This is a genomic window from Lacticaseibacillus huelsenbergensis (genome assembly GCF_029726355.1).
Lineage (GTDB): Bacteria > Bacillota > Bacilli > Lactobacillales > Lactobacillaceae > Lacticaseibacillus > Lacticaseibacillus casei.
The window spans coordinates 2,427,586-2,440,586 of sequence record NZ_CP120687.1 but is presented as its reverse complement, the minus strand read 5'-3'; the positions used below and the strand labels follow the sequence as shown (position 1 = coordinate 2,440,586).

Annotated in this window: 15 protein-coding genes; 1 reads left to right on the top strand and 14 read right to left on the bottom strand. The window is 49.0% G+C overall.

Annotation, left to right across the window (positions count from 1 at the left end; genetic code table 11):
- Positions 1 to 32 precede the first annotated feature (32 nt).
- From LHUE1_RS11295 to LHUE1_RS11280, 4 genes are all read right to left on the bottom strand, one after another.
- Entirely contained in the window at positions 33 to 722 is a 690-nt protein-coding gene (locus LHUE1_RS11295) for a methionine ABC transporter permease (RefSeq protein ID WP_010488862.1), read from the bottom strand.
- A gap of 4 nt (positions 723 to 726) precedes the next feature.
- On the bottom strand, positions 727 to 1,779 hold the full coding sequence (locus LHUE1_RS11290; protein WP_049169593.1) for a methionine ABC transporter ATP-binding protein: 1,053 nt from the start codon (positions 1,777 to 1,779) through the stop codon (positions 727 to 729).
- An 18-nt stretch (positions 1,780 to 1,797) separates the two neighbouring features.
- Positions 1,798 to 2,628 carry a MetQ/NlpA family ABC transporter substrate-binding protein gene (locus LHUE1_RS11285; RefSeq protein WP_049169594.1) on the bottom strand — a complete coding sequence of 277 codons (831 nt, stop codon included), beginning with the start codon at positions 2,626 to 2,628 and terminating at the stop codon, positions 1,798 to 1,800.
- Between the two features lie 623 nt (positions 2,629 to 3,251).
- Positions 3,252 to 4,076 (bottom strand): MetQ/NlpA family ABC transporter substrate-binding protein, encoded by an 825-nt coding sequence (locus tag LHUE1_RS11280; protein ID WP_049169595.1) that lies wholly within the window; start codon positions 4,074 to 4,076, stop codon positions 3,252 to 3,254.
- Between the two features lie 769 nt (positions 4,077 to 4,845).
- Here LHUE1_RS11280 and LHUE1_RS11275 point away from each other — a divergent pair.
- Positions 4,846 to 5,970, top strand: a complete 1,125-nt coding sequence (locus tag LHUE1_RS11275; protein WP_049169596.1) for an ArgE/DapE family deacylase — start codon at positions 4,846 to 4,848, stop codon at positions 5,968 to 5,970.
- A gap of 109 nt (positions 5,971 to 6,079) precedes the next feature.
- On the opposite strand, the gene LHUE1_RS11270 is transcribed toward LHUE1_RS11275, so the two are convergent.
- The 10 genes from LHUE1_RS11270 to LHUE1_RS11225 form a co-directional block, all read right to left on the bottom strand.
- Positions 6,080 to 6,379: a glycine cleavage system protein H gene (locus LHUE1_RS11270; protein WP_049169597.1), complete on the bottom strand. Its 300-nt coding sequence runs from the start codon at positions 6,377 to 6,379 to the stop codon at positions 6,080 to 6,082.
- A gap of 10 nt (positions 6,380 to 6,389) precedes the next feature.
- Positions 6,390 to 7,595, bottom strand: a complete 1,206-nt coding sequence (locus LHUE1_RS11265) for an FtsW/RodA/SpoVE family cell cycle protein (protein WP_049169598.1) — start codon at positions 7,593 to 7,595, stop codon at positions 6,390 to 6,392.
- Positions 7,596 to 7,689: 94 nt separating this feature from the next.
- Positions 7,690 to 7,911 (bottom strand): DUF2969 domain-containing protein, encoded by a 222-nt coding sequence (locus LHUE1_RS11260; protein WP_025012630.1) that lies wholly within the window; start codon positions 7,909 to 7,911, stop codon positions 7,690 to 7,692.
- Positions 7,904 to 8,209: a membrane protein insertion efficiency factor YidD gene (gene yidD, locus LHUE1_RS11255; RefSeq protein ID WP_010488878.1), complete on the bottom strand. Its 306-nt coding sequence runs from the start codon at positions 8,207 to 8,209 to the stop codon at positions 7,904 to 7,906. The genes LHUE1_RS11260 and yidD overlap by 8 nt, the downstream gene beginning before the upstream one ends.
- Before the next feature lie 8 nt (positions 8,210 to 8,217).
- On the bottom strand, positions 8,218 to 8,388 hold the full coding sequence (locus LHUE1_RS11250; RefSeq protein WP_010488880.1) for a DNA-directed RNA polymerase subunit beta: 171 nt from the start codon (positions 8,386 to 8,388) through the stop codon (positions 8,218 to 8,220).
- Positions 8,389 to 8,398: 10 nt separating this feature from the next.
- Positions 8,399 to 9,388 (bottom strand): rod shape-determining protein, encoded by a 990-nt coding sequence (gene mreB, locus LHUE1_RS11245; RefSeq protein WP_277848254.1) that lies wholly within the window; start codon positions 9,386 to 9,388, stop codon positions 8,399 to 8,401.
- Between the two features lie 64 nt (positions 9,389 to 9,452).
- Positions 9,453 to 9,689 carry a DUF1146 family protein gene (locus LHUE1_RS11240; protein ID WP_010488885.1) on the bottom strand — a complete coding sequence of 79 codons (237 nt, stop codon included), beginning with the start codon at positions 9,687 to 9,689 and terminating at the stop codon, positions 9,453 to 9,455.
- A gap of 290 nt (positions 9,690 to 9,979) precedes the next feature.
- A complete protein-coding gene (locus tag LHUE1_RS11235; protein ID WP_010488888.1) occupies positions 9,980 to 10,411 on the bottom strand; it encodes a F0F1 ATP synthase subunit epsilon in 432 nt (143 codons plus the stop codon).
- 14 nt (positions 10,412 to 10,425) lie between these two features.
- Positions 10,426 to 11,892, bottom strand: coding sequence for a F0F1 ATP synthase subunit beta (atpD, locus tag LHUE1_RS11230; RefSeq protein ID WP_010488889.1), 1,467 nt, complete (start codon positions 11,890 to 11,892; stop codon positions 10,426 to 10,428).
- A gap of 175 nt (positions 11,893 to 12,067) precedes the next feature.
- Positions 12,068 to 12,991, bottom strand: coding sequence for a F0F1 ATP synthase subunit gamma (locus LHUE1_RS11225; RefSeq protein ID WP_047105963.1), 924 nt, complete (start codon positions 12,989 to 12,991; stop codon positions 12,068 to 12,070).
- Between the last annotated feature and the right edge of the window lie 10 nt (positions 12,992 to 13,001).

The window sequence follows — 13,001 nt, the reverse complement described above, 5'->3', positions numbered from 1 at the left end:
GCTTGAATACAAAACGCTATTTTTTATCGCGATTAGTGGTGGCTCTTCCGTGCAAAGAAATCGCCGATAAACTGAACCAAGAAGACCAGGGCCAAAATGAAGATCAGGGAAACAATGATCACGTCGTACTGGTAACGTTGGTAGCCGACCGCAATGGCCAGATTCCCGAGACCGCCACCACCGACAGCCCCAGCCATGGCCGTTAAGCCGATGACGGAGATGATCGTCAAGACGGAAACCCGGATCAATTCAGACAGCCCTTCACGCAAGTAAACGCGCCAGACAATCCCTAGCGGTGAAACGCCCATCGCTTCGGCCGCCTCAATGACACCGGGATCAACCGTCAACAAGGCATTTTGTACCTGCCGCGCGTAAAACGGAGTCGTGCCGGCAATCAATGGTACCAACGCCGCGGTCGGTCCGATGCCGGTTCCGACAATGGCGCGCGTCACTGGCGTCATGATCGCCAGCAAGATGATAAACGGCACCGCTCGGAAGATGTTCACCAATTTATCCAAAACGAAGTAAAACGGATGATTGGCCAGTAGCCCGCCTTCATCGGTCAAAACCAGCAAAATTCCAATAATAATGCCTAGCACCCCGGCAACAATTGCCGTCAAGGCCGTCATGTACAGCGTCTCGTTGATCGCCTGCGTCACGCCGCCATCGCCGGACCAGATAGGCACAACGTTAGGAAAATATTTCGTAAAAAATTGTACCATCTGCCTAGGCCTCCTTCTTTAAGATGTCTTCGATTTTGACATCCTGCTGTTTGAGATACTGAATGCCGGCGTCCACTTGCGCTTGATCCCCGGACAAAACCACAATCAGATTGCCAAATGGTGTATCCTGTAAAATCTGAATATCGCCAAACAAAATGTTCGCAGTCACGTGGTAACTTTCAAACAACTTGGCCACCAATGGTTGATCGGCCGAAGCCCCGACGTAAGTTAACCGCAACAAGCGATCATTCGGCCCAAGGTTTTTAACGGCAGGCTGCTGCAAAACTGATTCAATCGCCTGATCAAGCTGCAACGTCGTATCGATGAAATCCTTGGTCAACTGTTGCTTTGGGTCGGAAAAGACCTGCAGCAGATCGCCGCGTTCAATGATGGCGCCCGCATCCATGACGGCAACACGATTACAAATCTGTTTAACCGCCTCCATTTGGTGGGTAATCAGAACAATCGTTAACCCCAACCGTTCATTCAACGATTTCAAAAGATCCAGAATTGAACTCGTGGTTTTCGGATCCAACGCACTGGTCGCTTCATCGGAGATCAAGATTTCCGGATCAGACGCCAAGGCCCGTGCAATCCCGACCCGTTGCTTTTGCCCGCCGGATAGTTGCGCCGGATAGGAATTTGCCCGATCTGTCAGCCCAACCAAATCCAGCAGCTCAGCAACTTTCTTCTTGATCTCCTGCTTTGATTTAATGCCTTTTAACGGAAACGCGACATTATCGGCAATCGTGCGGCTGTTCATCAGATTAAAATGCTGAAAAATCATGCCGATCCGCTTACGTTCCTTACGTAGCTGTGCCGCAGACAAAGCTAGCATATCCTGGCCTAAAACATTGACGCTGCCGCTGGTTGGCCGCTGCAACAGATTGATGGTCCGGACCAATGTCGACTTGCCGGCTCCTGAATAGCCGACAATCCCATAAATATCCCCGCGATTGACCGTTAAATTGACGTGATCAACGGCATGTACCGAGCGGGTCTTCCCGTGGAATTCAACGTCCACGTCTTTTAACGTCACAACTGCTTGATCTGACATAATTGTCCCCGTTTCTAATTAAAACTTGTAGTTCCAGGCTGGCAATGTTGAGCCTTTGTAAACCTTCTTCAGCAGCTCAGCCGTCCGCTTCGTCTGGTAAGCTTTGACAATCTTCTTGTAAGTGGCGTTGTTCTTGTCTTTCGCCGACTTGGCAGCGATGAAGTTAACCCATGGCTTAGACTGCTTGGTAATCTTTTCAACCGCAATCGCATTGGCCGGCTTCAGATTGGCTGCTGCCGCAATATCATTATTGACAACGGCCACTGCCACATCATCCAGTGAGCGTGCGGTCTGGGCTGCATCCAGTTCGGTAAACTTCAAGTTAAGCTTATTTTCCGTAATATCGCGAATGGTTGGCGATGCCACACCCTTTTTCAGTGTCAACAAGCCGTTTTGCGCGAGTAACTGCAGCGCTCGGCCTTCGTTGGAAGGATCGTTAGGCAAGGAAATCTTATCGCCTGCTTTCACTTCTTTGAGCGACTTGATCTTGTTGGAATAAGCGCGCATCGGCCCGATATAAGTTGCACCGATGTCGACGATCTTGGTATTGTGTTTCTTATTCCAGTTATCTAAGAAATTATGATGCTGAAAAGCGTTCAACTGAATGTCGCCGTCTTCCAGTGCCTGGTTCGGTTGGTTATAATCCGTAAACTGCACCAGTTTGATGGTCACACCCTGTTTCTTCAACCGTGACTGGATGTCCGTCCAGATTTCCTTGTCCGTACTCATGATGCCGACTTTAACCGTGGTATTTTTGCTAGTGCTGGATGACGACTTACCACAGGCTGCTAAAACAAATAATGGCAAAACCAAAGCAAGTGTGATAATGGCTCTTTTCCAAGACTTCATAAACTTCTTCCTCCTCGTTCGGGTTCACGAACAATATGCGCAAGCTTTTTGAAAAATAAAAAAACTCGCTTCTAAACACAATGTTTTAGAAGCGAGCTTGCTCGCGGTACCATTCTAATTCGACGCCAAAGCGCCCTCAGTAACAGGCAATCACCTGTGTGCGGAGTAATGACCGCCAGCCATCATCGCCTAACCACTGCTCAGCGATGCCGATCAATGAGCCATCTTCGATTCAATCAACTACCCTGCTCTCAGCTAATCAGGTTTTCTGTACAGTCTCATCAAATCTACTCACTCATATCATTCGTTTCCCGAAATGAATTAAGATGAGTTTAGACGAAAGAAGGGTAAGTTGTCAAGAGAAAGGTAGAGAGAGCGTGAGCGTGGCCGGTTAGAAACCGGAGCATAAGTGGCCTTGGGCGTGATGGCCCGATCTTGGCCATTGCGCCTGAGATTCTTACACGCAGACTTCTGCGCTAGTGAACGCGTTTTGGCGTCGCTTTGTCCTCACCAACTTATCATGCCATTCTCCAAACAAACAAGTTACTAGCCACCTAAAAATTCCTCAAACTGGTAACCGGAAAGCGAACCCAATAGTTTCCCTACGCGCATTACCCGCAATCCTAAAACTTCTGCGTCCAAGCTGGCACTTCACTCCCATGGTACAACTTCTCAATCAGATTAGCCGTATCCTTCGTCCGGAATGCCTTCACAATTTTCTGGTAAGTCCTATTATTTTTGTCCTTTTTATTCGCCACAAACACGTTAATCCAAGGTTGACTTTGTTTGTTGACCTTCTCCGTGTAAATAGCCTTCTTAGGATTCAACTTGGCATCCTGAGCCACGCCTGAGTTAATCACGGACGCTGCAACATCCGGTAAGGAACTGGCCGTTTGGGCGGCATCGACCGCTTTAAGCTTCAAATTCAGCTTGTTGGCGGTCACATCACGGGTCGTTGGCAAAGCCACCTTCGTATTGAGCTTGATCAAGCCTGCCGCTTGCAGCAACTGCAACGCGCGGCCTTCATTGGTCGGGTCATTTGGCAACGCAATTGTGTCACCTTGCTTGATCTGACTGATTTTCGTGATCTTCTTAGAATAAATCGCTAACGGCGCAATAATGGTCTGACCGATGCTGACAAGATCACCATGATGCGTCTTGTTCCAGTTGTTCAGAAAATACTGATGCTGGAACAAGTTCAAATCAATATCATGATCCTTCAATGCTGTATTAGGTTGGTTGTAATCAGAGAACTGGACAATTTTAATGTTGATGCCCTGTTTCTTGACTTTCTTGGCAACGGATTGCAAAACCCGATTATCCGCGCCAACAACCCCGATCTTAACCGTCGTCTGCTTCTGACTGCTACTGCTGTTACTGTTACCACAACCAACCAAAATCAGTCCTAATACTGCAATGGTGGCAAAAATCTTCCAAAAACGCTTCATCTTGAATCCTCCTCGTGTAGTCGGTGCTCAGCTGTATTGGCTTGATTGAATGATAAACGGACTATGAATGTAGTGGCTTGCGTTCACCGGGTTGCCTATCTATAACGTCTATAACGCGCTCCCCAGCGCAGAAGCCTGCATGTAAGGACCTTGGGCGCAATGGTTTTCATACCTTAGTACTCGTACTGTTGAGGGCTTGGTGAGGGTTTAGCTTTCGCTTTCTATAACGCGCTCGCAGTCGCAGAAATCTACGTGTAAGGACCTTGAAGCCCAAATGGCCAAAGCCCAGCCATTTGGGCTTCAAGGCCACTTACACTCCGATTTCTAAACGCTCCTGCTCGCGCTCACAAAAAAAGCCCACCTCTAACCAAAGACAGTTAGAAGTGAGCTTCACCCACGGTACCATTCTAATTGGCCGTGCTGTGCGCGACCCACTCACCGGACGGATTCATCCGGGAGCGCGTTAATGGGCGCTGGCCATCACAGCCTTACAAAAAATGTTCGGTGTGCCGTGTGCACTAAGCCATATTCACGCGCGCTTGCAACCCCGTTCTCATCAATTCGGGTTTTCTGTACTGTCTCGCGACGCTACTCACTTAGTCCGTTTATCATCAATTTCAAGTTTGTATGCATGAGTTTAGCACAATTTTTTTAGTAGTCAAACATTGAATTTTAATTCAAAAAGAGTGTAAGCTTGCTTCAACATTGGTCGTCAGTGAAAAGTTCAATTAAGCGGCCATGAAACATCGCACTGAAAGGATGAGCAAATATGACAGATCCTGTTGCACTGTTGCAAAAATTAATACGCATTGACTCAGCAAACGGTCATGAGCTGGCTGTGGCAAAAGTCTTGCAGGCTGAGTTTGAGGCCGCCGGTATTCCTACCAAACTGATTCCGTACAAAGATGATCGGGTTAATTTAGTGGCAGAGCTTAATCAAGATGGTCGCGTGCTTGGCTTCACCGGTCACCAAGATGTTGTCAGTCCCGGCGACGAGTCTGCATGGACGTATCCGCCTTTTTCCGGAAAGATTGTCAACCATGTCATGTATGGTCGCGGGACTGATGACATGAAAAGCGGTCTGGCAGCAATGACACTCGCGCTCATCGCTTTGAAGCAAGCCGGTTTTAAACATCACATTCGGTTCATGGCAACGGTTGGTGAAGAATTTGGCGCGATGGGCGCTCGACAACTCACTGAGCAAGGCTATGCCGATGATTTGGCAGGCTTGATTGTTGGCGAACCAACTGACAAATTGCTGCAGTATGCGCATGGCGGGACCGTCAACTACGAAATCGATAGTGAAGGCGTCTCGGTTCATAGTTCGCGACCGGAAAAAGGTGTCAACGCCATCGATGGATTAGTGGCCTTTGCCGAACGAGAGCCAACTGCCTTTGATCAAGCACCGGACGATCCGGACTTAGGCGTCTTTCGGCATTCAATCACGGTGATCAACGGTGGCGATCAAGTCAACACGATTCCTGCCCATGCCTATCTACGCGGCAACTTGCGGCCAACTCCTGCTGCCAATATTGACTTAGTTGTTGACCTGCTGAAGCAATTAGTCGATCAGGCTAATCAAGCTACGTCTGCCAAATTAACGCTCAAAGTTTTACACAGATTCCTGCCAGTGCACTCCGACAAAAATGGTCACCTTGTCACCACTGCTAATCAGGCAATTGCAGCTGTCACCGGTACGCCAGCCAAACTTGCAGTAGCTTACGGCGGCACCGATGCGTCTGAATTCATTCGGTCTGACAACCACTTTGACGTCATCGTTTATGGCCCGGGCGACAATCATTTCAGCCACCAAGTCGATGAACACGTCGACTTAGACAGCTACACGACTGCCATCAAAACCTATCAGGAGATGGCAAAGCGGTTCTTCAACTAATACTTGCACCATCAGAAATTTAAAAAGCAGCTAGGCATCATGTCGATGTCAGCTGCTTTTTAAATTGTACACACCGCGCACCTGTCAAGCTGCTGAAAGGTTGTCAGGGTTATTTGGCTGAAACAGTCACAACCCAATTGTGATTATGATCGGTTTCGTCTAACAAGGCAGGTTTGTCACTAAGTTCTTGGTGAACATCTACCACAGTCCCGGCCAGCGGTGCCTCAAGATCGAGGACAGCCTTTTCCGCTTCCACACTCAAAAACGGGTTGCCCATCGTTAAACTTGTGCCAACTTGCGGTAAATCAACAAATTTAATTTTACCTAACGTTTCCTGTGCATCCTGGGTTAACCCCAAACGAACCTGACCCGCAGCCAGTTCGTCTTGCCAAAAATAAGTCGTTGCCATTTTCTCGCTCCTATTCAAAATCTTCTGTGTCGCGGCTGAACATGTAGCTTGTATGGTGATAGCGCATCGAGAGGACCATGCCGACCGATAGCATATTTGCAAGCAGGAATGAACCCCCTTGTGAAATGAACGGTAGCGGAATCCCTGTCAGTGGCAACAAGCCGATGTTCATGCCAATATTTTCAAACACGTGGAATAAGATCATCATGATGACACCGGTCGAGATGTAAGCATAAAACTCGTTCTTGGTATCAAACGTGACCCGAATCATCTGATAGATCAACATAAAGTATAACAGAATCAGCACCGCTGCGCCGACAAACCCGAATGCTTCGCCAATCACGGAAAAAATCATGTCCGATTCCCGCACTGGCACCGCGACGGCCATGTGGAACGGGCCTTTTCCGGTTAATTGTCCTGAACCGATCGCCTTCATCGATTGCCATAATTGGTAACTATCGCCACTGGTGCTGCCGGACGGGTTCAGCCATGAATCAATTCGGGCAAATTGATACGTTTTGAAGCCGATTGAGCCGAGAAACGACCGGCCCCACGACTGCGTAACCAGCAAAATGGCCAGTGTTCCAAGTGCAGCTGCGCCTAAGGCAATCGGTAATAGAATCCGCCAATTAATGCCCGCCACCAAGGTGACCCCGGCAAAAATGGCCAGAAAGACCAGCGTTGTCCCGAAGTCATTTTGCAACTTCATCAAGACGGCAATCGGAAGGGTCCACAACACCATGCGGCCAATTAATTTCCAATCGTTTTGGATCGTGTGTGAATAAGCTGCATTGTGCTGGGTGACGACTCGGCTTAGCATCAAGATATATGCCGGTTTCATGATTTCCGAAGGTTGGAAACTGATTGGTCCAAGTGCAAACCAGCTTTTGGCACCGGTATTAAGCTCAGTCGCCCGATCATAAAAAATCAAAACGGCGATCATCAGAAAGATCCCGATACCATACAAATAAGGCGCAATTCGCCACAGCTGTTCTGCATCAAACCGCATGACGAAGAAGATCCCGATGCCACCAATCGCGTACCAGGCTGCCTGCATAATCGTGGCCCTGACCGGATTCTGCGAAGTCGAACCATCATGAGACGCCGCCAGATAAATTGACACTAAACCAATCAGCGCCAGCAGCATGACTGACAAAATGATGCCGTAGTCGATGCGATCGCCTTCAGAATTTGATTTAATTTCGTGCGATTCCACGGCAAACCTCCTGTGAAGCTCCTGGTTTATACACTATTTTAAAAAACACTCGCTGGGCCAGGAGCTCGCCCAGTTTGCGTTCTGCCAAATCGCGTCAACCCTGATGCAAATGATATTCCGCAATCAACGCGTTGACAGCGTCATCCATACTTTTAAAGCGATTTGGCTTGTCTGAACCGGCAACGTAAGCAGCAAACCGGGTGCCATCCGGTTCAATAAACCCAATTTCCTGATCACCGATTTTTAACACCGAAACCGTGTGGCCATTGCGGGTTTCATCCGTTTGGGTGACCTTGATGTTTCTTTCTTTAGCCATGATGGCCTCCTAGCTTATGATTAAGATTTTGAATATCGCTGAGATCCAAGTCATTTTCAGGATGCGGATTACGCCGCAACGTGAAATAAGCCGGGACCGGATCAAGTCCACCTTTAACAAAGGGGTTGCACCGCAAGATCCGGGCAATCCCCATGAGCGTCCCTTTAATGGCGCCATGTCGCTGCAACGCCTGAATCATGTACGTCGAACAGGTCGGATAATACCGGCAGCTCGGCGGCAACAACGGGGAAATAAACCGCTGGTAGCCCCGCACCAGCCAGGTCAGGATTTGCTTCATGTCCACTCCTAACGCAGGAAATTAAAGAAATGGATCCACGTCGACGGCAAAAAAACCTTAAACGGATTGCTGCCGCCCATACCAAAACCGATCAGCAATCCTAAAATCAACGCAATCGCCGCAATGATCAACCAAATTTTAATGTGATGAAAAATGCGTTTCGGATACTCCGGGTCCATAAGCTAACTCCTAATACTGCCGATGATGTTCGATGTTGTCCAGTAAGACACCTGTGCCTAAAGCAACCGCGTCTAACGGATCATCAGCCAAGAGCACTGGCACCTTCAATTCCGCGGCGAATAACTGGGAGATGCCTTTCAATAACGCACCGCCGCCAGTCAACATAATGCCGCGATCGATAATATCGGCAGAAAGCTCTGGCGGGGTCTTTTCCAAGACACCTTTAGCGCCGTCGATGATCGCCATCATGGTTTCGTGCAAAGCGTCAGAAACTTCCTCCGAAGTCACCGAAACCTCACGCGGCAAGCCGGTTGCGATATCCCGACCACGAACTTCAATGGTTTCTTTAGGATCGGCGTCGTAAACCGCGCCGATTTTGATTTTAATCTGTTCAGCGGTATGCTCGCCGATAATCAGCTTGTGTTTGTTCTTCACATAAGCTGCAATCGACGAATCCATTTTATCGCCTGCTAAACGCAGTGAACGACTGGTAACAATCTCCCCCAAAGAAAGTACCGCGATGTCACTGGTACCACCACCGATATCAATCACCATGTTCCCTTGCGGCTGGAAAATATCCAAACCGGCACCAACTGCTGCTACCTTAGGCTCGAACTCAAGGTAGACATGACGGCCACCGGATTTTTCGGCCACCTGGATGATGGCCTTTTGCTCAATGTCCGTAATGTTTGTTGGTGCACAAATCAAAATATTGGGTTTGGAAAACACGCCTTTTACATTTAATTTGTTAATGAAATATTCAAGCATTGCTTCGGTAATGTCGAAATCAGCGATAACGCCATCTTTTAGTGGTCGAATTGACCGAATGTTACCCGGTGTGCGCCCAACCATTTTATAGGCTTCTGTCCCCACCGCTAATACTTTGCCGGTATGGGTATCAATGGCGACAACGGACGGCTCATTTAAGACGATGCCTTTGCCTTTAACATTGATCAGTACATTGGCTGTCCCTAAGTCGATCCCAATATCTTTTGCCATGGGTATATATCTCTCCTCGTAAATTGACTAACTATCGCATTATAACATAGTTAAGACGAGGTTTTTATAGGAAAAGTTTAGGTAAGTTTAAAGCTGCTTGAACGAGCGATAAAAAGAAGGAGCTAACCAAATAACCTAACCCGACGGCCATGAAAAGCAACAATACTTGCGCTTCACGGACATGGTTGGCCTTAATGAACCGCTCAAAACGCAGCGCATTCAATGCCCGGAATGCCAACATGATGAAAACAAAGTGGGACACGAGTGTTATGGCGGCATTTAGGCCGATTTCCTGAAACATGCGATCACCTCATACGCTATCTTCCCGCACTTTCGGCATTCATGCAAGAGCGTGAGCAGGAGCGCTTGACCTAGCAGAGTTATGTCCGCCTAACTGAAACTGACGCTTTTTCATAACGCGCTCCCCGGCGCAGAAGTCTGCGTGTAAGGACCTTGGTCGCAATGGCCAAGCCCAGGCCATCACGCCCAAGGACATTTACACTCCGACTTCTAACCGCGCCGGCTCGCGCTCACAAACAAAAAGGCACTAAAGGCAAAATCGCCTCCAGTACCTTTTTGTTCTTCATGAGTCTAATGACTGGTTTTAACATTGATCCGGTTGATGGCGCGCCGCAATGCGACTTGCGCCCGCCGCAGATCATCTTGGTTGTTTTCATTCTTGGCCTGCTCGATCCGCTTCTTAGCCCGATCGCGTGCTGCTTGAGCACGACTCAGGTCAATATCGCGTTCACGTTCGGCTGAGTCAGCGACAATTGAGGCGACGTTATCCGAAACCTCCATGAAGCCGCCGTTGACCGCAATTGAATCGTTATGATCGCTTGAGTCAACACGTTGTACGTCAACCTCCCCGATCGCTAACGGGGTGACGATTGGCTCATGGTTGGCCATGATCCCTAATTCGCCAGCAACAGAATGAACCACCAACATCTTGGCATGATGGTCATAAACCAAACCGTCAGGCGTCACGATATTGACACGAAGAACATTGCTCGTTTCTGCCAAAACGCGTCGCCTCCTTAGTTAGCTGCAGCTTGTGCAGCTGGCTTTTCGTCAGCATCCGTGTCCTGTTCATCAGGAGCAAAGCCCATCTTCTTAGCCTTTTCGACAACTTCTTCAATGCGGCCGACTGAACGGAAGGCATCTTCCGGATAGTCATCGTACTTGCCGTCCAGAATTGCCTTGAAGCCTTTAACGGTTTCTTCAACCGGTACATATGAACCCGGTTGGCCGGTGAAACGTTCCGCAACGTTGAAGTTTTGTGACAAGAAGAATTGAACACGACGAGCACGGGCAACAATCACCTTTTCCTCGTCGGACAGTTCGTCCATCCCTAAAATCGAGATGATATCCTGTAACTCACGATAACGCTGCAAGACCCGCTGCACTTCAGTGGCCACTTTGTAGTGTTCCTCGCCGACAATTTCCGGTGTCAACGCACTGGAAGAAGATTCCAGCGGATCAACAGCCGGGTAAATACCTTGCTCAGTTAAACGCCGTTCCAAGTTGGTCGTGGCATCCAAATGGGCGAAAGTTGTCGCCGGCGCCGGATCGGTATAGTCATCGGCAGGCACATAAATAGCCTGAATGGAAGTAACCGATCCTTTTTTCGTGGATGTAATCCGTTCCTGTAACTGACCCATTTCAGTTGCCAGTGTCGGCTGATAACCAACGGCTGACGGAATTCGGCCCAGCAAGGCAGAAACTTCGGAACCAGCCTGAGTAAACCGGAAAATGTTATCGATAAATAGCAGGACGTCCTGACCTTCGACATCACGGAAGTATTCCGCGATTGTCAAACCAGTCAAGGCAACCCGCATCCGGGCACCAGGCGGCTCGTTCATCTGACCAAAGACCATGGCTGTATTCTCCAGAACGCCGCTTTCCTTCATTTCAAAGTAAAGGTCGTTCCCTTCACGGGTTCGTTCGCCGACCCCGGTGAAGACGGAGATGCCGCCGTGTTCTTCGGCGATATTATGAATCAGTTCCTGAATCAAAACGGTTTTACCGACACCGGCACCACCGAAGAGTCCAACCTTCCCGCCTCGCAGGTAGGGTTCGAGCAGATCGATGACCTTAATGCCCGTTTCCAGAATTTCAGAACTGGTATTCAAATCTTCGAATTTTGGTGCATCACGGTGGATGCTGTCACGCCGATGATCCGGTCCAAAAGCTTCGCCGCCATCGATGGGGTCACCCAATACATTGAACACCCGACCTAGTGTGTCTTTACCGACAGGCACTGAAATCGGACCGCCAGTATCTTGAACTGCCATGCCGCGCTGCAGGCCATCGGTTGAATCCATCGCGATGGTCCGCATGACGCCATCACCCAGTTCCAAGGCAACTTCCAGCACCAGCTGGGAGCCATCCTTGCGGGTAATTGTCAAGGCGTTGTTGATTTCTGGCAAATTGTCATTGATTGGGAACGCTACGTCGACAACAGGACCGATCACTTGCGCGATTTTACCAGTTGCATTTGGCATATTCGTCCTCCTTGAGCGTGAGCCAGCCCGGTTAGAAACCGGAGTGTAAGTGGCCTTGGGCGTGATGGCCCGAACTTGGCCATTGCGACCAAGGTCCTTACATGCAGGTTTCTGGGCTGGCGAACGCGTTATGGTAAGCGCAAGCCGACCCATTCACGAGCCAGCTCACACCTGTTTATTCTAGTGCTGCCGCACCACCGACAATTTCAGTAATTTCGGTCGTGATCGCAGCCTGCCGTGCCCGGTTGAACTGGGTCGACAGATGCGAGATCAAATCATTGGCATTATCGGTTGCACTGCGCATGGCGGTTGTCGATGCGGCGTGCTCAGCCGTTTTCGCATCCATAATCGCACCAAAGATCAGGCTTTCCGCATACTGCGGCAAGACTGCATCCAAGACAGCGTCAAGATCAGGTTCAACCAAGTACTCAACGTTGGTGTCTTCAACTTCGCTGACGTCCAAGTCACTGATCGGCAGCATTTTCTCCGCCCGAAAAGCAGAAGTTAACGTATTAACATGGTGGTTATAGCAAACGTAAAGTTCGTCAAACACACCATTATCATACATTGTCACGGCTGTTTTCACGATTTCACGAACTTCGTTAAAAGTCGGGATATCGGAAACACCACGGTATTCATAAGCTAGATTCAAACCACGGGCCTTGAAAAAGTCCGCGCCGACACCACCAATGGCCATCATGACATAATCATCCGGGCCTTCGTGATCGTCTTTGATCATCTGCATCATCGCTTTTAAAACCGTACTGTTATAACTGCCAACCAATCCGCGATCACTGGTGATCACAAGGTAACCTGTCTTTTTAACCGGACGCTTCTCGAGCAAACTGGCAACGGAAACAAGCTGATTCTTATTCGCCTCAGCATCATTATTCGCAGCATTAGCTAACTCAAGAAGTTGTCCCGCAGCTAAATGAGTCACAATCTGACGGACCTTATCAGCATAAAGTTGATATTTTCGGGCCCGTTTTTCGATCTGACTCAATTTGGCACCGGAAACCATCTGCATGGCTTGCGTGATCTGACCGGTTTTCTTGGTCGAAGCGATCTTGCGCTTGATATCCATTAATGATTCAGCCATGCGGCACCTC